Here is a 22,459-nt window from a genome sequence, read left to right on the forward strand (position 1 = left end):
GAGACTTTGTCCTCAGGCGGCCCCGGGCTCGTACGGCAGCAGGTCCGGGCGCTTGGGCGGGCGGCCGTCACCCGAGGAGCGCCCGGTCAGCCGACGCCCGACCCAGGGGCCCAGATGGCGGCGGGCGAACCGCACATCCTCGATCCGCCGGGCCGTCCAGGAGGGGCGCACCGCGGGCGGCAGCGGGGCGCGCCAGTCCTCCTCGGCCTCGAGGCCGAGCGTCTGCCACACGGCCTCGGCGACCCTGCGGTGCCCCTCGGCCGTCAGATGCAGCCGGTCCGCGTCCCACATCCGCTGATCGCCCAGGACCTCGGCCCCGTACAGGTCCGCGACCAGCGCGCCGTGTCGCGCGGCCACCGTCTCCACATGGGTGAACAGCTCCTCCATGCGGGGGCGGAAGCGTTCCATCACAGGGCCGCGACGGCCGGGGCTGCGCATCAGCACCAGCCGCCGGCAGTTCGGCGCGAGCCGCTCCGCCGCCTGCTCGAGCAGTGCCCGCACCCGACCCATGTCGCACGTGGGGCGCAAGGCGTCGTTCAGTCCGCCCACCAGGGTGATCACATCCGGCTGCATGGCCGCGGCCCGGTCCACCTGCTCGTCGACGATCTGCCCGATGAGCTTGCCCCGGACGGCGAGGTTCGCATACCGGAAGCCGGGGGCGCGGGCGGCGAGGCGGGCCGCCAGGACGTCCGCCCATCCGCGGTAGGCGCCGTCCGGCAGCAGGTCCGACATCCCTTCCGTGAAGGAGTCGCCTATCGCGACAAAGCTCGTGTACCGGTCAGCCGGCTTGTCGGTCATCTCCATGGCGGGCCGATCATACCGCTCGGTATGTCCAGGGGCTCCGTAGGCCCCTCGGCCGTCGCGCCCGAGAGGATCGGAAGGTCAGCCGGGACGCCCCACCAGTTCGCGCAGCACGTCCTCCATCGTCACCAGCCCCTGCGGCCGGCCCTTCTCGTCGAGCACCGCCGCCAGATGCGTACGGCTGCGCCGCATCGCCGTCAGCACATCGTCCAGCGGGGTGGACCCCCGCACCCGGGCCACCGGCCGCAGCGCCGACACCGGGAACGGCGCGTCCCGCCCCGGGGCGTCCAGGGCGTCCTTCACATGCAGATAGCCCAGGATCCGCCGGTCCGCGTCCACCACCGGGAAGCGGGAGAAGCCGAACCGGGCCGACAGCGCCTCCAGCTGCGCCGGTGTGGTCCCCGCCGGTGCGGAGACCACCTCCTCCATCGGCGAGGCGACCTCCCGCACCGGCCGCCGGCCCAGCTCCAGGGCGTCCCGCAGCCGTTCGGCCGCACGGTCGTCGAGCAGCCCGGCCTCACCCGCGTCCTGCACCAGCCCGACCAGCTGGTCGTCGGAGAACGCTGCCGCGACCTCGTCCCTGGGCTCCACACGCAACAGCTTCAGCAGCGCGTTGGCGAACGCGTTCACCGTGAAGATCACCGGCCGCAGCGCCCGTGCCAGGGCGACCAGCGGCGGGCCGAGCAGCAGCACCGACCGCTGGGGTTCGGCGAGCGCGATGTTCTTGGGGACCATCTCGCCGAGCAGCATGTGCAGATACGTCGCCACCGTCAGCGCGATGACGAAGGCGATGGGATGGATCAGGCCGTGCGGCACGCCCAGCGCGTCGAACAGCGGCTCCAGCAGATGGGCGATGGCGGGCTCGGCGACGATGCCGAGCACCAGGGTGCTGAGCGTGATGCCGAGCTGGGCGGCCGCCAGCAGTGCGGAGACATGCTCAAGGCCCCACAGCACACTGCGGGCCCTGCGGTCTCCGGCCTCGGCGGCCGGTTCGATCTGACTGCGCCGGACGGAGATCAGTGCGAACTCCGCTCCGACGAAGAAGGCGTTCACCACCAGGGTGAGCAGACCGATGCCGAGCTGAATGACGATCACCATGGTCCGTCCCCCCGGTCCCCGCCCCCACCGTCCCCCCGGTCCCCGCCTTCACCGGCCCCCCGATCGCCGCGGCGGTAGCCCGCCGGCGCATGCAGCAGCACGCCGGCCGCGCGGCGGCCCGAGGCGTCGGCCACCTCGAGCCGCCAGCCGGCGAGCTCGACCGCGTCGCCCTCCTCGGGGATGCGCCCCAGCATCGTGGCGATCAGCCCGGCCACCGTCTCGTACGGCCCTTCCGGCACGGACAGCCCGATCCGCTCCAGCTGGTCCATGCGCGCCGCGCCGTCCGCCGACCACAGCGCCCTGCCGTCCGCGTCCTCGCCCGCCGCCGCCAGGTCCGGCGTCTCGTGCGGATCGTGCTCGTCCCGTACCTCCCCCACGACCTCCTCGACGATGTCCTCCAGGGTCACCACCCCCGCCGTGCCGCCGTACTCGTCGACGACGACTGCGATGGAGGAGCGCCCCGAGAGCCGGTCCAGCAGCCGGTCCACCGACAGCGAGGCGGGCACGAGGACCGCCTCGCGCAGCAGCTCCGAGACCCCGTGCCGGATCCGTTCGGCGGCGGGCACCGCCAGCACATCCCGGATGTGGGCGACCCCCACGACCGTGTCGAGGCTGCCCCGGTAGACCGGGAAGCGGGACAGCCCGGTGGCGCGCGTCGCATTGGCGACGTCCTCCGCCGTGGCCGTCGCCTCAAGTGCCGTGACCTGCACCCGCGGGGTCATCACATTCTCCGCGGTCAGCTCCGGCAGGCTCAGGGTGCGGACGAACAGCTCCGCGGTGTCCGCCTCCAGCGCGCCCTGCCGGGCGGAGTGGCGGGCCAGGGCGATCAGCTCCTGCGGGCTGCGCGCAAAGGCCAGCTCCTCCGTCGGCTCCATGCCGAGTCGCCGCACGATCCGGTTCGCCTCGTTGTTGAGATGGCCGATCAGCGGGCGGAAGGCGGCGGTGAAGACCCGGTGCGGAGGCGCCACCGCCTTGGCGACCGCAAGTGGCGAGGAGATCGCCCAGTTCTTCGGGACCAGCTCGCCGACGACCATCAGGACGACCGTGGACAGCGCCGTGCCGATGACCAGTGCGAGGGAGGAGGCCACGGAGCTCGACGCGCCGAGCGCCTCGATCGGCCCCCGGATCAGCCGGGCGACCGACGGCTCGGCGAGCATGCCGACCACCAGATTGGTGACCGTGATGCCGAGCTGCGCCCCGGATAGCTGGAAGGTGAGACTCCGAACGGCTTTGAGCGCCCCGGCCGCGCCCCGCTCGCCGCGCTCGACCGCCCGCTCCAGATCGCCGCGCTCGACCGTGGTGAGGGAGAACTCCGCCGCGACGAACGCCCCGCACGCCAGCGCGAGCAGCACCGCTGTCAACAGCAGGAGCACTTCGGTCATCGGGTCACCTCCGTCCCATGGTCCGGCAGGGAAGGAGGAAATGCGCGTAGGAGGCCCGGAGCGGTCGAACTGCCATACGCGACCTCTTGCGGGTGCTAGCGTCTGCGCGCTAGCGTGTGACCGTGGCCAAGACACAGCTGAACGTGCGTGTGGACGAGACGACCGCGGCCGCCGCCCGGGAGCGGGCGACGCAGCGCGGCATCAGCGTGAACCGCTATATCGAGGAGCTCGTCCAGCAGGACGCGGGCGAGGCGGGACGTACCTTCGTCGAGGCGGCGGCTGACTTCATGAAGCAGTACGAGTCCGTCTTCGCCGAGGAGTTCGGCGGCACGGCGCGGCACGGCGGCCCCGGCGAGGGCGGCCGGCCCGGCCGGCGGTGAGCCTGCGGATCGACCTCGCCTGGCTGCTGATGATCGCCGAGCACAAGACGCCCGGCGATCCGCAGGTCGTCGACTGGGGCGCCCTTGTCGCGGCGGTCAGCCGGCACGAGGCGGAGATATTCGGCGTGCAGGTCTACGCGGACCCCTATGTGCGGGCCGCGGCCCTGCTGCAGCTCCTGCTGCATGTGCCGGCGCTGGAGCACTCGAACGCGATGTTCGCCTGCGCCGTGGCGTACGGCTATCTCGTGGCCTCCGGCCTGAAGGTCGCCACCTCCCCCGAACAGGTCAGAGACCTGGCCCGGCTGATCAAGGACGACCATGCGGACGTCCGTGCGATCGCGAAGCAGCTGCGCCGATGGACTCTGTGACGCCGCTGGACTCTGTGACGGGGCCTCGGAGCAGGGGGTCCGGGAGCAGGGAATCCGCAGCGCCCGCAGCGTGAGCCGGGAGGCAGAAGCCGGGAGCCGGGAGCCGGGAGGCAGAAGCCGGGAGCCGGGAGCCGGCGGCCAGGAGCCGCGCAGTCCCGATCTCAGTCGTCCGCGTCCGACAGGGGGCGTCGGGCCGTGCCCAGGACGCAGGGGGACGTGGGCAGGCGCGGGCCTGACTCCGGCACCCGGAACCTGCGCCAGCTCCCCAGTTCAAAGCCCGCCGCCTCGATCGCGGCGACCGAGTCCCGCGCCGTGTGACAGCCCCCGAAGAGCAGCGGCCACACCGTACGGTCCAGCGCTCGCTGGCATCCCGCCAGTCCACGCCCCGGGGCCAGGACATGCTCGAAGAACCGCAGTTCGCCGCCGGGGCGCAGCACGCGCCGGAGCTCGCCCAGTGCCCGCGGCGCGTCCCGCACCGTACACAGCACCAGTGACACCACGGCCGCGTCGAACGCCTCGCTCTTCACCGGAATCGCCTCCGCCGCACCCGGCACCACATCCACCGGCACCTCGGAGTGCACGGCCGCCTCGACCGCCAACTTCCGCAGGAAGCGCTCCGGTTCCAGCGCGACGACCTCGCTGACGGCCGCCGGGTAGTACGCGAAGTTCAGGCCGTTGCCCGCGCCGATCTCGATGACCCGGCCTGAAAGACCGGCGAGCAGCTCACGCCGGTAGGCCGCGACCCCGCCCTTCTCGTCGGCCGTCACACTCCACCTGGCGTAGAAGCGGGCGAAGACGGGATGGTGAACCGAGTCCCGGGGCACCTTCGAGCTGCGCGGCAACATCGCGGACCTCCTGGGGACGGCGGCGGGACGTCACCGCCATTCTCCCCCCGGTACGGCCGATGTCAGCCTGCTGCGACGCCGACAAAGCAGAACTCGTTCCCTTCGGGGTCCCGCATGACCTGGAAGCTGCCCTGTTCATCGGTCACGACCGTTCCCACGCGCCGTGCGCCGAGCCGCCCCGCCTCGTCCGCCGCCGTGTCGACGTCGCCCGCGTCCAGATCCAGATGGAGCCGGTTCTTGACGGACTTCGCTTCCGGGACGCGCTGGAAGGCGACGCGGGCGAAGCCGGGAGCGTCGACATACGACCAGTCGGGTCCCCGGTCGACCGGGTCGCCTCCGAGCAGGGCGGCCCAGAAGCGGACCAGACGCGCCGGCTCATGGCAGTCAAAGACGATCTCGTCGATCCGTGCGGTGCGCATCGGATCAGCGTACGGGGCCGGGCCCACCCGCGCCGGGGCCCGCCCAGTCCCCGCCGAGCTGCGGCGCGAGCCAGTGCACGGCCTGGGCGCGGAACTCTTTCGCCGGCAGGGCGCCGGCGCCCTCCGGCACCGCGCCGAGCAGCGGCACGCCGGCCGTCTGGGGCAGATCGGCGAGATTGCACCGCGATGCGAGGTCGGGCTCTGCGGGCCAGCTGCCGATCACCACGCCCAGTGGCTCCAACCGCCGTGTGCGCAGGGCCTCCGCGGTCAGCGCGGTCGCATTGAGCGTGCCGAGACCGGCGCTTGCGACGATCAGCACCGGTGCGTCGAGCAGCCCGGCCACGTCGGCGAGGGTGCCGCCGTCGTCGTCGAACCGCACCAGCAGCCCGCCCGCGCCCTCCACCAGCACCAGGTCGTACCGCTCCGCGAGTTCCGCGGCCGCGGCGGCCGCCCGCTCGGGGCGCACGGGCTCCGCACCGGCACGCCGCGCGGCGGTCGCGGGCGCCAGCGGCTCCGGAAACCGGGCGAGCTCCACGGCCGCCACATCCCCGGCGAGCCGCGCGGCCTCCTGGGCGTCGCCCGGCTCGCCCGGCGCCAGACCGGTCTGCGCGGGCTTCACCACGGCGACGCTGCGCCCCTGGGCCCACGCGAGCGCGGCGAGCCCCGCGGTGACCACGGTCTTCCCGATCTCGGTCCCGGTCCCCGTGACGACGACGATTCCCATACGCGTTTCCCTCACCTCAGTGCCCGTACGCCCCTAGTGTCCCGATTTCGAGGGTGTGTATCGCCAATCGCATGGTCGGCGGGCCGCCGACCAGCCACTCGGCGCTGGACGCACCCCACCCGGTGCGGCGGAAACACCCGCGGGCGGCGCCGCCCGGGCGGGACAACACCCGGGGTGCTCGGGGCCCCGACCCGGATGTCACCCCGCCGCGGCCGCAGCCCCCACCCCCGCCGCGATCCGGGCCACATCCTCATCACCCGTCACATACGGCGGCATCGTGTAGACCAGGTCCCGGAACGGCCGAAGCCACACCCCCTCGCCCACCGCGGCCCGAGTCGCCGCCGCCATGTCGACCTCGTGGTCCAACTGCACGACGCCGATCGCACCCAGCACACGCACATCCCGTACACCCGGAATGTCCCGCGCCGCGGCGAGCTCGTCCCGCAGCGCCGCCTCGATGCGCTTGACCTCCTGACGCCAGTCCTGGGCGAGCAGCAGATCGATCGAGGCGCAGGCGACCGCGGACGCCAGCGGGTTGCCCATGAACGTGGGGCCGTGCGCCAGCACGGGGACCTCGCCGCGCGAGATGCCCTCGGCCACCCTCGGGGTGCACAGCGTCGCCGCCATCGTCAGATAGCCGCCGGTGAGCGCCTTGCCGAGGCACAGCACATCGGGGCTGACGCCGGCGTGCTCCGCGGCGAACAGCTCGCCGGTGCGCCCGAAGCCCGTCGCGATCTCGTCGAACACGAGCAGCACGTCATGCGCGTCGCACGCCTCCCGCAGGACCCGCAGATACGCGGGGGAGCAGAACCGCATCCCGCCCGCGCCCTGCACCACCGGCTCCACGATCACCGCGGCCAGTTCCTCCGCATGGCGGGCGATCAGCGCGCGCAGCGCGTCGGCGTACCCGGGGTCGTACTCCGCCGGCGGCGCGTCCGCGAAGATCTGCTCCGGCAGCACGCCCGACCACAGGCCGTGCATCCCGCCGTCGGGGTCGCAGACCGACATCGGCTGCCAGGTGTCGCCGTGGTAGCCGCCGCGCCAGGTCAGCAACCGCCGCTTCGCCGGCCGCCGCAGCGAACGCCAGTGCTGCAGACACATCTTGACCGCGACCTCGACGGAGACCGACCCCGAGTCGCAGAGGAAGACATGCTCCAGCGGCTCCGGGGTGATCTCGACCAGCCGGGCGGCCAGCCGCACGGCCGGCTCATGGGTGAGCCCGCCGAACATCACATGGCTCATCCGCTCCAGCTGGCCGCGCGCCGCCTCGTTGAGCACCGGGTGGTTGTAGCCGTGGATCGCGGACCACCACGACGACATGCCGTCGATCAGTTCGCTTCGGCCGTGGACGGGTTCTGCCAGCCGCAGCCGGACACCGGACGCCGACTGCACCACCAGCGGGTCCGTACGGCCCGGCATGGGGCCGTACGGGTGCCAGACGTGCGCCCGGTCCAGTGCGAGCAGCTCGCCGGGTGACAGCGGCTCAGGCATTGGGCGCGAGGTCCGTGCCGGCGCCGCGGCGGCGCACGGCCACCAGATCCGTCCGGGCGGCCGACTGCTCCGCGTCCGCCCCCGCGGCGGCGGACGGCTCAGCTGAGCACACCGAGCCGCAGCCGCCGCCCTCCTCGTGCACCCGGTGCCCCGGCAGCGTGGTCGTCCCCGCGCCCTCCACCTCGAAGCCCGCGTCCGCGATCATCTCCAGGTCGGCCTTGCCGGCCTGGCCCTCGCTCGTCAGATAGTCGCCGAGGAAGATCGAGTTGACCAGGTGCAGCGCCAGCGGCTGCATCGAGCGCAGATGCACCTCGCGACCGCCCGCGAGCCGCACCTCCACATCGGGGCAGACGAAGCGGGCCATGGCGAGAATCCGCAGGCACCGCTGCGGAGTGAGGTGCCACTCCTTGGCCAGCGGAGTGCCCTCGAAGGGGATGAGGAAGTTCACCGGCACCGAGTCGGGGTCCAGCTCGCGCAGCGCGAACACCACGTCGACGAGGTCCTCGTCGCTCTCGCCCATGCCCGCGATGAGACCGGAGCACGCCGAAAGACCCGCCTGCTGGGCCTGCTGCACAGTCTCCACCCGGTCGGCGTAGGTATGGGTGGTGGTGATGTCCCCGTATGTCGCCTCAGAGGTGTTCAGGTTGTGGTTGTACGCATCCGCGCCCGCGGCCCGCAGCCGCTCCGCCTGCCCCTCGGAGAGCAGCCCGAGGCAGGCGCACACCTCGACGCCCTCGTTCTGCTCCTTGATCGCCTCGATGGTCTGCGACACCCGGTCGACGTCGCGGTCCGTCGGCCCGCGGCCGCTCGCCACAAGGCAGACCCGCTTGGCGCCGCCGGCCACCCCGGCCGCCGCAGCCTCGGACGCCTCGTCCGGCTTGAGCCAGGTGTACTTGAGGATCTCCGCCTTGGACCCGAGCCGCTGGGAGCAGTAGGAGCAGTCCTCCGGACACAGCCCGGACTTGAGATTGACCAGATAGTTGAGCTTCACCCGCCGCCCGAACCACTTCCGCCGCACCTTTCCGGCCGCGGCCACCACGTCGAGCAGCTCGTCGTCGGAGCTCGCCAGCACGGCGAGCGCCTCGTCACGGGTCGGCAGCTCGCGCCGCAGCCCCTTCTCCACCAGCGTGTTCAGCAGGTCCATGGCGCAGATCCTGACGTACCGCACACGCCGCGGCCAAGGAGGAACCCCACAACGGAGCATCTTAGAGGTGTGTGTATGGCCACATCCGCTCCTCGAGCGACCCCGGTTAGGGTCTGTGCGCTGCCTACAAAAGGACCGGACCACCATGCCGAAGGATCCTTTCGACTGGATCGACGACGCCTCGCGCCGCCGTGAACGGGCCGGGCTGGTGCGCACGCTCCGGCCGCGTGGAGCCGACGGCGGGCCGGTCGATCTCGCGGGCAACGACTATCTGGGGCTGACGCGCCGCCCCGAGGTGACCGAGGCGGCCGCGGCGGCCGCCAGGACCTGGGGCGCGGGCGCCACCGGCTCCAGACTGGTCACCGGCAGCACCGCCCTGCACGCGGAGCTGGAGCGGGAGCTGGCCGCGTTCTGCGGTTTCGAGGCGGCGCTGGTGCTGTCGTCCGGGTACGCCGCCAACCTCGCCGCCGTCACCGCGCTCAGCGGCCGTGAGGCGCTGATCGTCTCCGACGCGGGCAACCACGCCTCGATCGTCGACGGCTGCCGGCTGTCCCGGGCCGAGACCGCGGTGGTCGCGCACGCGGACGTCGACGCCGTACGCAAGACCCTTGAAGCGCACCCGGGACGGCGCGCGGTGACCGTCACCGACTCGGTGTTCTCCGTGGACGGCGACGCGGCCCCGCTGACCGCGCTGGCGGAGGTCTGCGCGGAGGCGGGCGCCGGGCTGCTGGTGGACGACGCCCACGGCCTCGGCGTCCTCGGCGACGGCGGACGGGGCGCCCTGCACTCCGCCGGGCTCGCCGGCCGCTCGGGCGTGGTCGCCACGGTGACGCTCTCCAAGTCCCTGGGCAGCCAGGGCGGTGCGGTACTCGGCCCGGCCCGGGTGATCGACCACCTGGTCAACACCGCCCGCAGCTTTATCTTCGACACCGGGCTCGCCCCGGCAGCGGCGGGTGGGGCGCTGGCCGCGCTGCGCGTGCTGCGCCGGGAACCCGCCCTGCCGGCCAGGACCCGCGCCCTCGCCCGGACGCTGCACCGGCGGCTGACCGGCGAGGGGTTCACCGCAGCCCGGCCGGACGCGGCGGTCGTCTCCGTGCACGCGCCCTCTCCCGAGGCCGCCGTGCGCTGGGCGGCCGACTGCCGCGCGGCCGGGCTTGCGGTGGGATGCTTCCGTCCGCCGTCCGTGCCGGACGGCATTTCACGCATCAGGCTGACGGCCCGCGCCGATCTGACGGATCAGCAGGTGGAGCGGGCCGTCGCCACCATCGTGGGGACGGCTCCGGTCAGCTGACTCCGCCCTCGCCGAGAGCGGCGAGAAACCGCTCCCAGGCGGGGGAGGAGACCCGCAGCGGACGGAGTGAGACGTCCTTGGAGTCCCTGACGGCCAGCGAGGCGTCGGGCAGCCTGGCCGCCTCGACGCAGTTGCCTTTCGCCACGCTGCGGCTGCTGCGCCGCCAGGTCAGGGCGCGTTTCGGAAGACTTTCCGGCATGTCGGGCATCGGGGGTGCCTCCTTGGGGTGAGGGCCTGAACGGCGTCGAGCCGGGGGCGACTCGGCGGCAGTGGTCGTCCATCGGGCTGTACGGATCGTTCTCCGCAGTGGCTCACGGATCGACGATGATCCGTCCGATGAGCTCCAAGGTGTCCTCAGGAGAGAGGGCGCGCGCCTGCATCGCGCTGAAGGCGCCGCTGTACACCTCGAGGTCTTCTTTCCGTTCAAGGCAGAGGCTACTCGTCAAGTGGTCTATTACGACCACATTCAGATCAGAAATGTTCGGAAAGGAGAAGATGACGAAAGGTCCCGCGAGTCCCGCATAGCCGCCGGTCGCAAAGGGCACCACCTGCAGCCGGACGCAGGGCAGTTGGGCCAGCTCCGCCAGCCGCCGCAGCTGTGCGCGCATCACCGCCCGTCCGCCCACCTCCCGGCGCAGCACCGCCTCGTCGAGCACCGCGCTGAGCGCCAGCGGCCGCTCGGTGCACAGCACCGACTGACGGGCGATCCGCACCTCCACCAGGGAGTTCACCGTCGCAGCGGGCAGCCGGTCAAGCGTCGCCCGGGTCACCGCACGGGCATAGTCCGCCGTCTGCATCAGACCCGGCACAACACAGGTCTCCAGTGTGCGGGCCGTACTCGCCTGCGACTCCAGCGAGATGAAGTCCCGGTACTCCGCGGGCAGCAGCCCTCGGTAGGCGTGCCACCAGCCGCTGCCGCCGCCGTCCGCCGCCGCGCCGGCCAGGGTCTTCAGCAGCGTACGCCGCCGGGCGTCGCCGACCCCGTACACATCCAGCAGCAGCGTCACATCGGTCGCCCTGACCCCGCTGGCGCCGGTCTCGATCCTGCTCACCTTCGACTGGTGCCAGCCGGCGAGCCGGGCGGCCTCGCGGCTGGTGAGGCCGGCGGTCTGCCGCAGCCCCCGCAGCTCCTCCCCGAGTTGGCGGCGGCGCACCGCTGGACCCTGTCTCATCAGGCGCTCCTCCTCGCCGCTCAGGGCACTTGGCGCTCATGGCGCTCATGGCTCAAAGAGCCGGTCGCGTCCCTGAGTGTGCGCCCAAATACGGTCTTCCGTCGCAGAGTTCACCGTATCGAGCGACAGATATATGCATATCTTGGTGGATCGTCGCACCTGATGGCATGACAAGTGGCAGTCTGGCCGTATACCGCAATCCGTGGCCGTCCTCGTGTTGATCCGCTACGAGTCGGAGCCCGGCCCCGGTGGGAAAGGGACAGTGTCGCCATGGCAGACCACCAGGAAGCATCCATCACTCTGCCGAGCGATCCGGCTTCGGTCTCCGTCGCCCGGCGGTATGTCACCGACGTCGTCTCCGAATGGGGACTGCCGGAAGAGGCGGAAGCCGTCGACACCGTACGGCTGATCGTCTCGGAACTCGCCACCAACGCCGTGCAGCACACCTTCGGCCAGTCGCCCACCTTCACCGTGGACATCCGGCTGGAGCGCGACGAGAAACTGCGGATCGGCGTCACCGACAGCCATCCGCGCTGGCCGCAGAGGCTGCCCGCGGCCGTACGGCAGGACAACGGCCGAGGAATGGTCATCATCCGCACCCTCACGGCGGAGTACGGCGGCCAGCTCTCGGTCACCCCAACCTCCGAGGGCGGCAAGACGGTCTGGATCGCACTGCCGTGGGCGGGCGTGGCGGCGCCGCTCAGGAGCTGACCGCGGCACGAGCCGGCCGGGCCCCCTGCCGACGCGCGCGACCGCCGCCCCCGTCGACGCCGCGTGAGCCGAGCGGCGCGTGGGCCGGCCGCCGCGGCGAGGGCGCCGTGATGAGGCGCCGCCCATGGGCGTCAGGCGTCAGGTGTCAGGTGTCAGGTGTCAGCGCACCCGGCCGTAGGAGACGCGCTTTGTCCAGATCTTCTGCAGGCTGACCACGGAACCGGACTTGGGGGAGTGCCAGATCCGCCCTCGCCCGGCGTAGATCCCGACGTGGTAGACGCGGCTGCCGGAGTGGAAGAAGACCAGATCGCCCTGCCTGCGCGAGCGGGCCGAGATCCTGCTGGTCCGGTTGTACTGCTGCTGCGCCGTGCGGGGCAGTTTCTTGCCCGCCTTCCTGTACGAGTACAGCGTCAGCCCCGAGCAGTCGAAGCGGTGCGGTCCCGCGGCCCCGTACTGGTAAGGGGAGCCCTTCTTCGAGGCCGCCACATGGAGCGCCTTGGCGGCGTGGGCGGCGGCGTGCGCCTCCGGCGCGGCGCTCGGAGCCAGCAGGGACCCGCCGAACGCGATGAAGGTCAGGGCCGACACCGCGACCACGCGGGTCATCCGGGACGTGCGGGAGAGCCGTGAAGGCCGGGACATGCGTGAGGTGCGGGGGCAGGGAAACGGGATGCGAATCTGCGCGTTCATACGCGACCCCTTCGTCAGCCGCCGGTAAGGATGACCCGTCGGGTGCGGGCGACGCGGCCGCCCGGCCGCCGAAGCGGCCCGACCCCTCGGGCGGCCAGATGGGGCGGCGGCCGTCCCGTGTGCTGCTCGGGTCCTCCACTCCTGCCGATCCATTGCTGTCGACCAGGCATCCGGTGCGGCGGCAGGACTCGGCGTCCGCTCCGGACCGCCCCGTCCCGATGGCGGGGGCTTGTCGTCCATCGGATCTTGGCGTGTGGAATGCCTGATTTGTTGGCAGAAACGGCTGTTTGCGTTTCTGTTTCATGGTTGATCCGTTCGGGGGGCGGGCCTCTGGGCGGGGTTGGTCGCTTGCTGCTTCCCGGCAGCCGTACCAGCGTCGGAGCACGACATTCGGCTAGATGTGCGATCCGCTTCCGGAGGCTCGCTTCGTACATGCGTACGGGATTCGCCTGGGCCGAATGGGGGAGGAATCGTGATACCCGGTCGGCGGTTGACAGCGGCCGGCATACCGTCAACGCGCTGACGGCGGAGGCACGGTGACCCGGCGGGTCCGGCGATCGCCGTCCAGCAGTCGCAGGGCTTCGGCGAGTGTGGCCGTGTGCAGTTCGCTCTCGCCGCGCAGATGCATCAGCGTCAGAGCGTCCTTCAGCGCCGTCGCCCGCCCGGCCAGCGCCTGCGCCGCCCGCAGTGCGCCGTAGGTGTGTGTGCAGCGGGCGGGGTTGCTGCGGCCGACCAGGTCGACCAGGTCGAGGTAGGCGTCGACGACCTGGGCCTCGGCCCGCGTGAGCGCGGGCAGCGGGGGCAGTTCAGGGGGAAGCACGGCCGCCTCACCTGGAGTCGGCGGCGGGCGACGCCTTGCGGCCCGTGATCACATGGTCGACCAGGCCGTACTCCTTCGCTCCGGCGGCATCGAGCACCGTGTCCCGCTCCAGGTCGGCGGCGATCCGCTCCGCGCTCTGCCCGGTGTGCCGCACCAGCATCCCCGCGATCTGTTCGCGCAGCCGCAGCAACTCACGGGTGTGGATCTCCAGATCGGACGGTCGGCCGCGCAACGGCTCCTCGTGGGCGGGCTGCCGCATCAGGACCCGCGCTCCCGGCAGCGCCAACCGCTTCCCGGGCGCGCCGGCGGCCAGCAGCACGGCGGCGGTCGACGCCGCCTGCCCGATGCAGGTCGTCTCCACGTCGCAGGTGATGGTCTGCATCGTGTCGTAGATCGCGGACATGGCGCTCGTGGAGCCGCCGGGCGAGTTGATGTAGAGGGAGACATCCCGGTCGGGAGCCGCGTGCTCCAGGTGAAGCAGCTGGGCGATCACGTCGTTGGCTGCGATGTCGTCGACATCGGTCCCCAGGAGGACGATCCGCTCCTCGAGCAGCTTCGCGTACGGGTCGAGCGTCCGGGTGCCCGGGCTTGTGCGCTCGGTGAACTCCGGGACGACATGGCGGGCGGCGGGGCGGTTCATGACGTGACTCATCTCCTCGACGTGGATCGGCACATCGTTCTGTAAAAAATGTACAGGACGTACAGGCCGTTATGATGGGGCCATGGCCTACGAGATTCCGGTGACGCAAGCCAGGGCGGAGCTCGCCGACCTGATCAACCGTGTTGTCTACGGCGGTGAGCGAGTGGTGGTGACCCGGCACGGCAAGCCGCTGGTCGCCCTGGTCTCGGCCGCTGACCTGGAGCGTCTGGAGCAGTCGGCCGAAGCGGGCGACGAGCCGGCCGTCCCGTCGGTCTCCTCGCTGGGCACGCCCCCGTCCGCTCCCGGCGAACAGCCCCGGTTCGGCCTCACCGCCCGGCGTCGCGACCCGCTCCGCGGAGAGTGACCACGGCAGTCCAGTGCCGCCTCCACCCCCCGGACCTGCTGCAACCCAAGATCAGTTAACGCGCCGGAAAAACTTGCCGCCTAACGTTCAACCGCCGGCCCGCAGTCGCCCGTGTCCAGGCAAAGACCGCTCTCACGTCGGCTAGGGTCCCGCTGCGCCCGGACCTCGTCCGTCCGGGCCCGTGAACAGTGAGGTGGACTGGTGCAACTGACCCCGCACGAACAGGAACGACTGCTGATCCATGTGGCGGCGGACGTCGCGGAGAAGCGCAAGGCCCGCGGAGTCCGCCTGAACCACCCCGAGGCCGTCGCCCTGATCACCTCGCACATCCTCGAAGGGGCCCGGGACGGCCGCACCGTCGCCGAGCTGATGGCCTCCGGGCGGAAGGTGCTCACCCGCGACGACGTCATGGACGGCATCCCGGAGATGATCCACGACGTGCAGGTCGAAGCCACCTTCCCCGACGGCACCAAGCTGGTCACCGTCCATGACCCGATCGTTTGAGGGAGGCCGCTGATGATCCCCGGAGAGATCCTGTACGGCGAAGGGCGCATCGCCGTCAACGAGGGCCGCCCGATCACCCGGCTCACGGTCCTCAACGCCGCCGACCGGCCCATCCAGGTCGGCTCCCACTACCACTTCGCCGAGGCCAACCCCGGCCTCGACTTCGACCGCGCCGCCGCCCGCGGCACCCGGCTGAACATCGCAGCCGGCACCGCCGTCCGCTTTGAGCCGGGCGTCCCCGTCGACGTCGAACTCGTCCCCCTCGCCGGCCGGCGCACCGTCCCCGGACTGCGCGGGGAGACCGGAGGCGGTCTCGATGACTGAGCTCGACCGCGCGGTCTACGCGGATCTCTTCGGACCCACGGCCGGCGACCGCATCCGGCTCGCCGACACCGACCTGCTCGTCGAAATCGAGGAGGACCGCTCCGGCGGCCCCGGACGCGCCGGTGACGAGGCCGTGTTCGGCGGCGGCAAGGTCATCCGCGAGTCCATGGGACAGTCCCGTGCAACACGGGCCGACGGCGCCCCCGACACGGTGATCACCGGTGTGGTCGTCCTCGACCACTGGGGCATCGTCAAGGCGGACGTCGGCATCCGCGACGGCCGCATCGCCGGCATCGGCAAGGCAGGCAACCCGGACACCATGGACGGCGTCAGCCCCGACCTCGTCATCGGCCCCGAGACCGAAGTCATCTCGGGCAACGGCAAGATCCTCACTGCGGGCGCGATCGACGCCCATGTCCACTTCATCTCACCCACACTCGTCGACGAAGCCCTGGCCGGCGGCATCACCACCCTCGTCGGCGGCGGCACCGGACCGGCGGAAGGCACCAAGGCCACCACCGTCACCCCGGGTCCCTGGCACATCGGGCGGATGCTCGGCGCACTGGAGGCGTACCCCGTCAACATCGGACTGCTCGGCAAGGGCAACACGATGTCCCGCGAGGCCCTGCACTCCCAACTGCGCGGCGGCGCACTCGGATTCAAGATCCATGAGGACTGGGGCGCCACCCCGGCCGTCATCGACGCCTGCCTCGGCGTCTGCGAGGAGACCGGCGTCCAGCTCGCCGTCCACACCGACACCCTCAACGAAGCAGGATTCGTCGGCGACACGCTCGCCGCCATCGCCGGCCGCACCATCCACGCGTACCACACCGAAGGCGCGGGCGGCGGACACGCCCCGGACATCATCACCGTGGTCTCCGAGCCGCATGTGCTGCCCAGCTCCACCAACCCCACCCGGCCGCACACCGTCAACACCATCGAGGAACACCTCGACATGCTGATGGTCTGCCACCACCTCAACCCGGCCGTCCCCGAGGACCTCGCCTTCGCCGAGTCCCGCATCCGGCCGTCCACCATCGCCGCGGAGGACGTCCTGCACGACCTCGGGGCGATCTCGATCATCTCCTCCGACTCCCAGGCCATGGGCCGCATCGGCGAAGTGGTGATGCGCACCTGGCAGACCGCGCATGTGATGAAGCGGGCCCGCGGGGCCCTGCCCGGAGACGGCCGCGCCGACAACCGCCGGGCGCGCCGCTATATCGCCAAGTACACGATCAACCCGGCCGTCGCCCAGGGCCTCGACCACCAGATCGGCTCGGTGGAAACCGGCAAGCTCGCCGATCTCGTGCTCTGGGAACCGGCGTTCTTCGGCGTCCGACCGCAGCTCGTCATCAAGGGCGGGCAGATCGCATATGCGCAGATGGGCGACGCCAACGCCTCCATCCCCACCCCGCAGCCGGTGCTGCCCCGCCCCATGTTCGGGGCGCTCGGCAAGGCCGCGACCGCCGGCTCGTGCAACTTCGTCGCCGAAGCGGCGATCGAGGACGGCCTGCCCGAACGCCTCGGCCTGGACAAGGAGTTCGTTCCGATCAAGAACACCCGCGGCGTCACCAAGGCCGACATGCGCGAGAACGACGCCCGGCCGCGCGTCGAGGTCGACCCCGACACCTTCACCGTCACCATCGACTCAGAGGTGGTCGAACCCGCACCAGCGGCGGAACTGCCCATGGCCCAGCGGTACTTCCTGTTCTGATGGGACGGAGCCGATGAGCCGGGCCGCTCTCCTCGTTCTCGCCGACGGACGCTTCCCCGCCGGAGGACACGCGCACTCCGGCGGGGCCGAAGCCGCCGTCAAGGCCGGGCGGATACGGAACGCCGAGGAACTGGAGAGCTTCTGCCGGGGCCGGCTGCACACCGCCGGCCTCACTGCCGCGGCCCTGGCCGCCGCGGCCGCGGCGGGCCTCGACCCGCTCGCGCTCGACGACGCCGCCGACGCCAGAACCGCCTCGCCCGCGCTGCGCACGGCCGCCCGCAGACTCGGCCGGCAGCTGATGCGCGCCGCACGCGCCGTCTGGCCCGGCCCCGGGCTCGACGCGCTCGCCGCGGCCCGCCCCCGCGGCGCGCATCAACCGGTCGTCCTCGGCGTCGCCGCGCGCTCGGCGGGCCTCGGCCCCGAGGACGCAGCGCACTGCGTCGCCTACGAGACGGTCAGCGGCCCCGCGACGGCGGCGGTGCGGCTGCTCGGCCTCGACCCCTTCCAGGCGACCGCCGCCCTCGCCCGGCTCACCCCGGACCTCGACCGGGTGGCGGCCGAAGCGGCACGGGCCGCCGGCCAGGGCATCGACGCACTGCCCGCGGCCTCGGCCCCGCTGCTCGACATCACCGCGGAACAGCACGCTGCCTGGCCGGTCCGTCTCTTCGCCTCCTAGCCCCGCACCACGACCCGACAGGAGCCGCACCATGCACCTCGGTCACGACCACGACGCCCCCGCAGCCGTCAGCGCCGACGCCATACGGGCCGATGGCGCTCGGCGCGCCCTGCGCATCGGCCTCGGCGGGCCCGTCGGCTCGGGGAAGACCGCGACCGTTGCGGCGCTCTGCCGCGCCCTGCGCGACCGGCTCTCCATCGCCGTCGTCACCAACGACATCTACACCCGCGAGGACGCCGAATTCCTGCTCCGCAACGCGGTGCTGCCGCCGGAGCGCATCCAGGCCGTGGAGACCGGCGCCTGCCCGCACACCGCCATCCGCGACGACATCTCCGCCAACCTCGAAGCCGTCGAAGAGCTCGAGGAATCCGTCGGCCCTCTCGACCTCGTCCTGGTCGAGTCGGGCGGCGACAATCTCACCGCGACCTTCTCCAAGGGCCTCGTCGACGCCCAGATCTTCGTCATCGACGTCGCCGGCGGCGACGACATCCCCCGCAAGGGCGGCCCCGGCGTCACCACCGCCGACCTCCTGGTGATCAACAAGACGGACCTGGCCCCCCATGTCGGCTCCGACCTCGGCCGCATGGAGCGCGACGCCAAGGAACAGCGCGGCGCACTTCCGGTGGCCTTCACCTCCCTCCGCGACGAGGACGGCGTCGCGCCCGTTGCCGACTGGGTACGCGCCCGACTCGCCGACTGGACCGCATGAGCGTCGACGCCACAGCCCGCATCGTCGCCGAGCGCGGCGGACTGCCGGTGCTCCGGGGCGAAGGACCGCTCGCGCTGCGCCGCACCCGCGCGAGCGGCCCGTACACCCGCGTCACCGTCGTCGGAGCGATGAGCGCACCGCTCGGCGGCGACCGGCTCGCCATCGAGGCGGAGGTGCGCGACGGAGCGCGGCTCACCGTCGACTCCGCCGCCGCGACCCTCGCGCTGCCCGGCCGGACACCGCTGCCCGCCCGCTACGAGGTGGGCCTGACCGTCGGCGAGGACGCCGAACTGCGGTGGCTGCCGGAGCAGCTCATCTCGGCCGCCGGCAGCGACCTGCGGATGCACACCCGAGTGGAGCTGGCCGCCACCGCCCGGCTGGTGCTGCGCGAAGAGCAGATCCTCGGCAGGTACGGCGAGGAGCCCGGCACCCTCGCCACGCGGCTGGCGGTCCGCCGCGCCGGCCGGCCCCTGCTCGACCAGGAGCTGAGCTACGGCCCCGGCGCGCCCGACGGCTGGGACGGCCCCGCAGTGCTCGGCGGCCTGCGGGCCGCAGGCCAGCTCCTGGTCGTGGACCCCGCGATGGAGGAGAAGCCCGCCGAGCCGCGGCTGCTCGGCGAGTCCGCGGTGCTCACCCCGCTCGCCGGACCGGGCCTGCTGGTCACGGCCGCCGCACCCGACGCACGCGGGCTGCGGCGCGTCCTGGACGAGGTGCTCGCCAAGGTGCTGGACACACTGGACGCGACGCCGTGACCCGGGCTGTCCGCGATGCGGTCAACCCCTGCGTCGGGAAGCCTTCTTCGCCGCCTCCAGCTCCGCCTTGACCTCGGCCGCGTACCGGTCGACGTACTCCTGGCCCGACAGCCGGAGAATCGCGTACATGATCTCGTCGGTGACCGCCCGCAGGGCGGCCTTCTCGTTCTCCATGCCCGCATAGCGGGAGAAGTCCAGCGGCTCCCCGAACCGCACCGTGACCCGCTTGATCCTGGGCAGCACCTGACCCGGCGGCTGGATCTCGAAGGTCCCCACCATGGCGCAGGGGACCACCCTCACCCCCGCCTTGAGCGCCATCACCGCCACGCCGACCTTCCCCTTGTACAACCGGCCGTCGTGGGAGCGGGTCCCCTCCGGGTAGATGCCGAGCAGTTCGTTCCTGCCGAGCACCTTCAGCCCCTCCCGGATGGCCGCCTGCCCCGCCTCCTTGCCGGAGCGGTCCACCGGGATCTGCCCCGCGCTGCGGAAGAACGCCGCCGTCAGCCGGCCCTTGATCCCCGGCCCGGTGAAGTACTCCGCCTTGGCCAGGAAGGTGATGCGCCGTCGGATGATCGCCGGCATCAGGAAGTGATCCGAGAAAGACAGATGATTGCCCGCCACGATCGCCGCGCCCTCGGCGGGCAGATGCTCCAGCCCTTCGATCCTCGGCCGGAACAGCAGCCGCAGCAGCGGGCCGAGAAGCACGTATTTGAGCACGTAGTAGAACACGGCGGCCCCCTGCCGAGCAGACTCCTGACGAGCGGTCAGGCAATTGTGCCTCACGTCTCCAAGGGGCGGAGGGCTTCCAGACGGTGAGCAGTCCCGTGTAGCCCGGGGGGGCGAAGGACCGGTCGGCGAAGACGTTTCAAGATCAGCATCTTGGTGGTGTCCCGGTCATGCGTCCGGGGTGCCCCTTGTCCCCGGTTCGGGGGCTGGTGCGGTTCAAGCAGCAGCCGTCGCCGTCCGAAACGGGAAGGGGGACGAAGTGCGTGTTCTCAGGCGTCAACCGAGGCGGGCTCCGGACCCCGGGCACAGTCCGGTCAGGGAGCGGCTGAGCGCCGCCGTCGCGAGGGCTGCGCGGCTGCGCGGGAACCCGGCCGTCGCGCTGACCGTGCGCTCCACGGCCGCCGCCACCCTGGCCTATGTCGTCGCCCTCTGGCTGAGCAGCCAGCCCGCGCCGCTCACCGCACCCCTGACCGCTCTGCTCGTCGTCCAGGTGACCCTCTACTCCACCCTGACCACCGGCGTGCGGCGGGTGAACTCCGTCGTCGCCGGAGTGCTGATCGCCATCGCGTTCAGCGCCCTCGTCGGGCTCAGCTGGTGGAGCCTGGGGCTGATCATCCTGGCCTCGCTGGTCGTCGGCCGCATGGTGCGCGTCGACGAGTTCGTGCCCGAGGTGGCGATCAGCGCCATGCTGGTGCTCGGAGTCACCCGGGTGGCCGACACCGCCTGGGACCGGGTGCTGGAGACACTCATCGGCGCGGTCGTCGGGCTGCTGTTCAACATCGTTTTCGTACCGCCCGTCTGGGTGGAGACGGCGGGCGAGTCCATCGGCGATCTGGCGCGCCGTATGCGGCGGCTCATGCTGGCCATCGGGGAGGAGCTCAACAGGCCCACGCCCGTGGCGCGCGCCGCCGAGAAGCTGCATGAGGCCCGCCGCCTCGACAACGACATCGCCGATGTCGACGCGGCGCTGCGCCAGGCGGAGGACAGTTTGCGGCTGAACCCGCGCGTCAAGGAGGCGCTGCTGAACCGGGTGGTGCTGCGCACCGGACTCGACACGCTGGAGATCTGCGCCGTGGTGCTGAGGGTGCTGGCGAGAACCATCACCGACCTCGCCAAGCAGCGTCCCGGGGAGGAGCTGTTCCCGCAGGAGGTGGGCCTGGCCCTGCAGGAACTGCTCGGCCATGTCGCGGACGCGCTCGTCAGCTTCTCCGTCCTGGTCACCACCCAGGCCACCGACAGTGCCCGGGCCGCCGAGGCGCGGCTCGCCGCGGAGCTGGCGGCTGCCGGCGCGAGCCGTGAGCGGGCGGCGCACCTGCTGCTGCACGGCGTGCAGCGGCACCCCAAGCAGTGGCAGCTCCAGGGGGCGCTGCTCACCGAGGTCGACCGGATCCTCGACGAGCTGGACCCGGAGCACCGCAGCAGACGGCTGATGGAGGAACTCGACCGCAGCGCGATCCAGCAGCGCGAACGCCATCCCCGGCTGTCCGCGCTCGGCGAGTGGGCCCGGGAGAAGCGTCCCCGCCGGGCCGGATGATGCGCGGTTCGCGTGATACGCGGAGGATTGGGTACATAGAGCGAACCCCACCGTCGAGGAGATCGAGGAGGGTGACATGCAGCGAGGCAGCAACCGGCTCAGCGCCCACAAGGACGACGAGATGAAGCATGAGCTGCAGGGCCTGCTCCGTTCCGGCCACCCCACCCGTGCGGAGGAGTGGCACGATGTGGAGCCCGCCGCCGACGACGACCCCGACATCGCGTCCGGCCCCATCGGGGCGTGGGAGTTCCTGCAGCCCGCGCACACGCTGGAGACCGAGCTGGGACGGCACCTCGGGCGCACGGCGTTCCCGGCGACCCGTGTCGACCTCGTGCGGATGCTCACCGAGAGGCACGCCCCCGACCGGCTGATACGCATGGTGAACGCGCTCCCGGCGCAGGGGTCGTATGCGAGCGCGGCGGAGATCATCAGGACGCTCGCACGACAGTCGCGCTAGCGCGGGCGTTTCCCGGACCCCGGGCTCCGCCCCAGGCCCCGTTTCCGGGGGCTCCGCCCCAGACCCCGCGCCTCAATCGCCGTCGAGGCGTGAAACAAGACTTCGCGCCCGGGCGCCGGCGCCCTCGGCCGCCGGTGAGGCTTGAAACAAGGCTCCGCCCCCGGACTTCCGCGCCTCAGCCGCCGGCGAGGCCGGCGCCAAGCCCAAGGCCGCCCGTCAGCCGACCGGCTGCGCACCCCCCGACTCCAGCCTGAGCTGGACGTCCTTCTCCTGGTCGCCTGCGGCCATGCCCTCGTCGGTCACCCGGAACGCCGAGTCCAGCGCCTCACGCAGCCGGTCCACCGCCCAGTAGCCGCCCTGGACCTCGGCCGTCACCGCCGCGTGCAGCGGCTCCGGGCCCGGGGACGGACCGGGCGAGATGGGCGGCACCACCTCGAAGGTGCCGGTCCAGACCGTCGGATGCCCCTCGACTATGTCCTGCGGGACGTCGTCGTCCGCCCGGTCCGAGGCGAAGTTCCGGCGCAGCACCTCGAAGACGACGCCGGCGTCCTCCTTGGTGCAGCCGCTGAGCGTGACGACGACCTCCGGTGCGAAATCGTGTGTGCTGATCACTGCACTTCCTTCCTTCCGTCTCCAGCCTCGCCCTGTGCCCGCGCCTTGGCGAGCCGAGCAGGGGGCCGTACGGAGCTGTTTGGGCGGCGCGCTCCTGGGCACGCGGACAGCCCG

Annotated in this window: 28 protein-coding genes; 13 read left to right on the plus strand and 15 right to left on the minus strand. The window is 72.0% G+C overall.

The window, feature by feature from the left end:
- Positions 1-12: 12 nt before the first annotated feature.
- From QCN29_RS18270 to QCN29_RS18280, 3 genes are all read right to left on the minus strand, one after another.
- Complete coding sequence (locus QCN29_RS18270) at positions 13-804, minus strand: SGNH/GDSL hydrolase family protein (protein WP_398859406.1); 792 nt, start codon at positions 802-804, stop codon at positions 13-15.
- Positions 805-882: 78 nt separating this feature from the next.
- Complete coding sequence (locus QCN29_RS18275) at positions 883-1,896, minus strand: hemolysin family protein (protein ID WP_240136376.1); 1,014 nt, start codon at positions 1,894-1,896, stop codon at positions 883-885.
- Positions 1,893-3,281 carry a hemolysin family protein gene (locus QCN29_RS18280; protein ID WP_279929321.1) on the minus strand — a complete coding sequence of 463 codons (1,389 nt, stop codon included), beginning with the start codon at positions 3,279-3,281 and terminating at the stop codon, positions 1,893-1,895. Before QCN29_RS18280 ends, QCN29_RS18275 begins: the two co-directional genes overlap by 4 nt.
- A gap of 122 nt (positions 3,282-3,403) precedes the next feature.
- Here QCN29_RS18280 and QCN29_RS18285 point away from each other — a divergent pair, with 122 nt between their 5' ends.
- Together QCN29_RS18285 and QCN29_RS18290 are read left to right on the plus strand one after the other, a co-directional pair.
- Positions 3,404-3,661: a toxin-antitoxin system HicB family antitoxin gene (locus QCN29_RS18285; protein ID WP_279929324.1), complete on the plus strand. Its 258-nt coding sequence runs from the start codon at positions 3,404-3,406 to the stop codon at positions 3,659-3,661.
- On the plus strand, positions 3,658-4,029 hold the full coding sequence (locus tag QCN29_RS18290) for a fic family toxin-antitoxin system, toxin component (RefSeq protein WP_240136319.1): 372 nt from the start codon (positions 3,658-3,660) through the stop codon (positions 4,027-4,029). Before QCN29_RS18285 ends, QCN29_RS18290 begins: the two co-directional genes overlap by 4 nt.
- Before the next feature lie 161 nt (positions 4,030-4,190).
- Here QCN29_RS18290 and QCN29_RS18295 read toward each other — a convergent pair whose 3' ends face one another.
- The 5 genes from QCN29_RS18295 to bioB form a co-directional block, all read right to left on the minus strand.
- The gene (locus QCN29_RS18295) at positions 4,191-4,874 is read right to left on the minus strand and encodes a class I SAM-dependent methyltransferase (RefSeq protein ID WP_279929325.1); all 684 of its coding nucleotides are present in this window, start codon (positions 4,872-4,874) and stop codon (positions 4,191-4,193) included.
- A 62-nt stretch (positions 4,875-4,936) separates the two neighbouring features.
- Positions 4,937-5,293, minus strand: a complete 357-nt coding sequence (locus QCN29_RS18300; protein ID WP_240136321.1) for a VOC family protein — start codon at positions 5,291-5,293, stop codon at positions 4,937-4,939.
- A gap of 4 nt (positions 5,294-5,297) precedes the next feature.
- Positions 5,298-6,017 carry a dethiobiotin synthase gene (bioD, locus tag QCN29_RS18305; RefSeq protein ID WP_279929327.1) on the minus strand — a complete coding sequence of 240 codons (720 nt, stop codon included), beginning with the start codon at positions 6,015-6,017 and terminating at the stop codon, positions 5,298-5,300.
- A gap of 198 nt (positions 6,018-6,215) precedes the next feature.
- Entirely contained in the window at positions 6,216-7,508 is a 1,293-nt protein-coding gene (locus tag QCN29_RS18310; RefSeq protein ID WP_279929328.1) for an adenosylmethionine--8-amino-7-oxononanoate transaminase, read from the minus strand.
- Positions 7,501-8,652, minus strand: a complete 1,152-nt coding sequence (gene bioB / locus QCN29_RS18315) for a biotin synthase BioB (protein ID WP_279929329.1) — start codon at positions 8,650-8,652, stop codon at positions 7,501-7,503. Before bioB ends, QCN29_RS18310 begins: the two co-directional genes overlap by 8 nt.
- A 145-nt stretch (positions 8,653-8,797) precedes the next feature.
- On the opposite strand from bioB, the gene QCN29_RS18320 reads away from it, so the two are divergent.
- Positions 8,798-9,943: an 8-amino-7-oxononanoate synthase gene (locus QCN29_RS18320; RefSeq protein WP_279929330.1), complete on the plus strand. Its 1,146-nt coding sequence runs from the start codon at positions 8,798-8,800 to the stop codon at positions 9,941-9,943.
- Here QCN29_RS18320 and QCN29_RS18325 read toward each other — a convergent pair.
- Both QCN29_RS18325 and QCN29_RS18330 read right to left on the minus strand, forming a co-directional pair.
- Entirely contained in the window at positions 9,936-10,151 is a 216-nt protein-coding gene (locus QCN29_RS18325; RefSeq protein ID WP_240136326.1) for a DUF397 domain-containing protein, read from the minus strand. The two genes, QCN29_RS18320 and QCN29_RS18325, sit on opposite strands and share 8 nt — an antisense overlap.
- A 103-nt stretch (positions 10,152-10,254) precedes the next feature.
- Entirely contained in the window at positions 10,255-11,115 is an 861-nt protein-coding gene (locus QCN29_RS18330) for a helix-turn-helix domain-containing protein (protein WP_279929331.1), read from the minus strand.
- 270 nt (positions 11,116-11,385) lie between these two features.
- On the opposite strand from QCN29_RS18330, the gene QCN29_RS18335 reads away from it, so the two are divergent.
- Positions 11,386-11,826 carry an ATP-binding protein gene (locus QCN29_RS18335; RefSeq protein ID WP_240136328.1) on the plus strand — a complete coding sequence of 147 codons (441 nt, stop codon included), beginning with the start codon at positions 11,386-11,388 and terminating at the stop codon, positions 11,824-11,826.
- A gap of 159 nt (positions 11,827-11,985) precedes the next feature.
- Here QCN29_RS18335 and QCN29_RS18340 read toward each other — a convergent pair whose 3' ends face one another.
- The 3 genes from QCN29_RS18340 to QCN29_RS18350 form a co-directional block, all read right to left on the minus strand.
- On the minus strand, positions 11,986-12,465 hold the full coding sequence (locus tag QCN29_RS18340; protein WP_398859430.1) for a C40 family peptidase: 480 nt from the start codon (positions 12,463-12,465) through the stop codon (positions 11,986-11,988).
- A gap of 559 nt (positions 12,466-13,024) precedes the next feature.
- Positions 13,025-13,333, minus strand: coding sequence for a hypothetical protein (locus tag QCN29_RS18345; RefSeq protein ID WP_279929332.1), 309 nt, complete (start codon positions 13,331-13,333; stop codon positions 13,025-13,027).
- Positions 13,334-13,340: 7 nt separating this feature from the next.
- Positions 13,341-13,973 (minus strand): ClpP family protease, encoded by a 633-nt coding sequence (locus QCN29_RS18350; protein ID WP_279929333.1) that lies wholly within the window; start codon positions 13,971-13,973, stop codon positions 13,341-13,343.
- A gap of 82 nt (positions 13,974-14,055) precedes the next feature.
- Between QCN29_RS18350 and QCN29_RS18355 the strand changes: the two genes are divergently transcribed.
- The 7 genes from QCN29_RS18355 to QCN29_RS18385 all read left to right on the plus strand — a co-directional run bounded on the left by QCN29_RS18355 (position 14,056) and on the right by QCN29_RS18385 (position 19,016).
- Positions 14,056-14,337 (plus strand): type II toxin-antitoxin system Phd/YefM family antitoxin, encoded by a 282-nt coding sequence (locus tag QCN29_RS18355; protein ID WP_240136331.1) that lies wholly within the window; start codon positions 14,056-14,058, stop codon positions 14,335-14,337.
- 201 nt (positions 14,338-14,538) lie between these two features.
- Positions 14,539-14,841 carry an urease subunit gamma gene (locus tag QCN29_RS18360; protein ID WP_240136332.1) on the plus strand — a complete coding sequence of 101 codons (303 nt, stop codon included), beginning with the start codon at positions 14,539-14,541 and terminating at the stop codon, positions 14,839-14,841.
- A 12-nt stretch (positions 14,842-14,853) separates the two neighbouring features.
- Complete coding sequence (locus QCN29_RS18365; RefSeq protein WP_279929335.1) at positions 14,854-15,165, plus strand: urease subunit beta; 312 nt, start codon at positions 14,854-14,856, stop codon at positions 15,163-15,165.
- Complete coding sequence (locus QCN29_RS18370; protein WP_279929336.1) at positions 15,158-16,879, plus strand: urease subunit alpha; 1,722 nt, start codon at positions 15,158-15,160, stop codon at positions 16,877-16,879. Before QCN29_RS18365 ends, QCN29_RS18370 begins: the two co-directional genes overlap by 8 nt.
- Before the next feature lie 13 nt (positions 16,880-16,892).
- Positions 16,893-17,555, plus strand: a complete 663-nt coding sequence (locus QCN29_RS18375) for an urease accessory protein UreF (RefSeq protein WP_279929338.1) — start codon at positions 16,893-16,895, stop codon at positions 17,553-17,555.
- A gap of 31 nt (positions 17,556-17,586) precedes the next feature.
- Positions 17,587-18,264, plus strand: coding sequence for an urease accessory protein UreG (ureG, locus tag QCN29_RS18380; RefSeq protein ID WP_279929339.1), 678 nt, complete (start codon positions 17,587-17,589; stop codon positions 18,262-18,264).
- Positions 18,261-19,016: an urease accessory protein UreD gene (locus QCN29_RS18385; RefSeq protein ID WP_279929340.1), complete on the plus strand. Its 756-nt coding sequence runs from the start codon at positions 18,261-18,263 to the stop codon at positions 19,014-19,016. The genes ureG and QCN29_RS18385 overlap by 4 nt, the downstream gene beginning before the upstream one ends.
- Positions 19,017-19,037: 21 nt before the next feature.
- Here QCN29_RS18385 and QCN29_RS18390 read toward each other — a convergent pair whose 3' ends face one another.
- A complete protein-coding gene (locus QCN29_RS18390; RefSeq protein ID WP_279929342.1) occupies positions 19,038-19,745 on the minus strand; it encodes a lysophospholipid acyltransferase family protein in 708 nt (235 codons plus the stop codon).
- Between the two features lie 322 nt (positions 19,746-20,067).
- Between QCN29_RS18390 and QCN29_RS18395 the strand changes: the two genes are divergently transcribed.
- Together QCN29_RS18395 and QCN29_RS18400 are read left to right on the plus strand one after the other, a co-directional pair.
- Positions 20,068-21,276 carry an FUSC family protein gene (locus QCN29_RS18395; RefSeq protein WP_279929399.1) on the plus strand — a complete coding sequence of 403 codons (1,209 nt, stop codon included), beginning with the start codon at positions 20,068-20,070 and terminating at the stop codon, positions 21,274-21,276.
- Between the two features lie 76 nt (positions 21,277-21,352).
- Complete coding sequence (locus QCN29_RS18400) at positions 21,353-21,733, plus strand: DUF2795 domain-containing protein (RefSeq protein ID WP_240136339.1); 381 nt, start codon at positions 21,353-21,355, stop codon at positions 21,731-21,733.
- A gap of 216 nt (positions 21,734-21,949) precedes the next feature.
- Here the strand turns inward: QCN29_RS18400 and QCN29_RS18405 are convergent, their stop codons facing one another.
- Positions 21,950-22,345: a hypothetical protein gene (locus tag QCN29_RS18405; RefSeq protein WP_279929343.1), complete on the minus strand. Its 396-nt coding sequence runs from the start codon at positions 22,343-22,345 to the stop codon at positions 21,950-21,952.
- Positions 22,346-22,459 lie beyond the last annotated feature (114 nt).

Source organism: Streptomyces chengmaiensis, from assembly GCF_029846775.1.
Classification (GTDB): domain Bacteria; phylum Actinomycetota; class Actinomycetes; order Streptomycetales; family Streptomycetaceae; genus Streptomyces; species Streptomyces chengmaiensis.

What these genes read in the sequence shown, in the direction of transcription:
- QCN29_RS18270 (WP_398859406.1), bottom strand. Translation starts at nt 804, where the DNA reads ATGGAGATGACCGACAAGCCGGCTGACCGGTACACGAGCTTTGTCGCG.
- QCN29_RS18280 (WP_279929321.1), bottom strand. Translation starts at nt 3,281, where the DNA reads ATGACCGAAGTGCTCCTGCTGTTGACAGCGGTGCTGCTCGCGCTGGCG.
- QCN29_RS18295 (WP_279929325.1), bottom strand. Translation starts at nt 4,874, where the DNA reads ATGTTGCCGCGCAGCTCGAAGGTGCCCCGGGACTCGGTTCACCATCCC.
- QCN29_RS18300 (WP_240136321.1), bottom strand. Translation starts at nt 5,293, where the DNA reads ATGCGCACCGCACGGATCGACGAGATCGTCTTTGACTGCCATGAGCCG.
- bioD (WP_279929327.1), bottom strand. Translation starts at nt 6,017, where the DNA reads ATGGGAATCGTCGTCGTCACGGGGACCGGGACCGAGATCGGGAAGACC.
- QCN29_RS18310 (WP_279929328.1), bottom strand. Translation starts at nt 7,508, where the DNA reads ATGCCTGAGCCGCTGTCACCCGGCGAGCTGCTCGCACTGGACCGGGCG.
- bioB (WP_279929329.1), bottom strand. Translation starts at nt 8,652, where the DNA reads ATGGACCTGCTGAACACGCTGGTGGAGAAGGGGCTGCGGCGCGAGCTG.
- QCN29_RS18320 (WP_279929330.1), top strand. Translation starts at nt 8,798, where the DNA reads ATGCCGAAGGATCCTTTCGACTGGATCGACGACGCCTCGCGCCGCCGT.
- QCN29_RS18325 (WP_240136326.1), bottom strand. Translation starts at nt 10,151, where the DNA reads ATGCCCGACATGCCGGAAAGTCTTCCGAAACGCGCCCTGACCTGGCGG.
- QCN29_RS18330 (WP_279929331.1), bottom strand. Translation starts at nt 11,115, where the DNA reads ATGAGACAGGGTCCAGCGGTGCGCCGCCGCCAACTCGGGGAGGAGCTG.
- QCN29_RS18335 (WP_240136328.1), top strand. Translation starts at nt 11,386, where the DNA reads ATGGCAGACCACCAGGAAGCATCCATCACTCTGCCGAGCGATCCGGCT.
- QCN29_RS18340 (WP_398859430.1), bottom strand. Translation starts at nt 12,465, where the DNA reads ATGTCCCGGCCTTCACGGCTCTCCCGCACGTCCCGGATGACCCGCGTG.
- QCN29_RS18350 (WP_279929333.1), bottom strand. Translation starts at nt 13,973, where the DNA reads ATGAACCGCCCCGCCGCCCGCCATGTCGTCCCGGAGTTCACCGAGCGC.
- QCN29_RS18355 (WP_240136331.1), top strand. Translation starts at nt 14,056, where the DNA reads ATGGCCTACGAGATTCCGGTGACGCAAGCCAGGGCGGAGCTCGCCGAC.
- QCN29_RS18365 (WP_279929335.1), top strand. Translation starts at nt 14,854, where the DNA reads ATGATCCCCGGAGAGATCCTGTACGGCGAAGGGCGCATCGCCGTCAAC.
- QCN29_RS18370 (WP_279929336.1), top strand. Translation starts at nt 15,158, where the DNA reads ATGACTGAGCTCGACCGCGCGGTCTACGCGGATCTCTTCGGACCCACG.
- QCN29_RS18375 (WP_279929338.1), top strand. Translation starts at nt 16,893, where the DNA reads ATGAGCCGGGCCGCTCTCCTCGTTCTCGCCGACGGACGCTTCCCCGCC.
- ureG (WP_279929339.1), top strand. Translation starts at nt 17,587, where the DNA reads ATGCACCTCGGTCACGACCACGACGCCCCCGCAGCCGTCAGCGCCGAC.
- QCN29_RS18385 (WP_279929340.1), top strand. Translation starts at nt 18,261, where the DNA reads ATGAGCGTCGACGCCACAGCCCGCATCGTCGCCGAGCGCGGCGGACTG.
- QCN29_RS18400 (WP_240136339.1), top strand. Translation starts at nt 21,353, where the DNA reads ATGCAGCGAGGCAGCAACCGGCTCAGCGCCCACAAGGACGACGAGATG.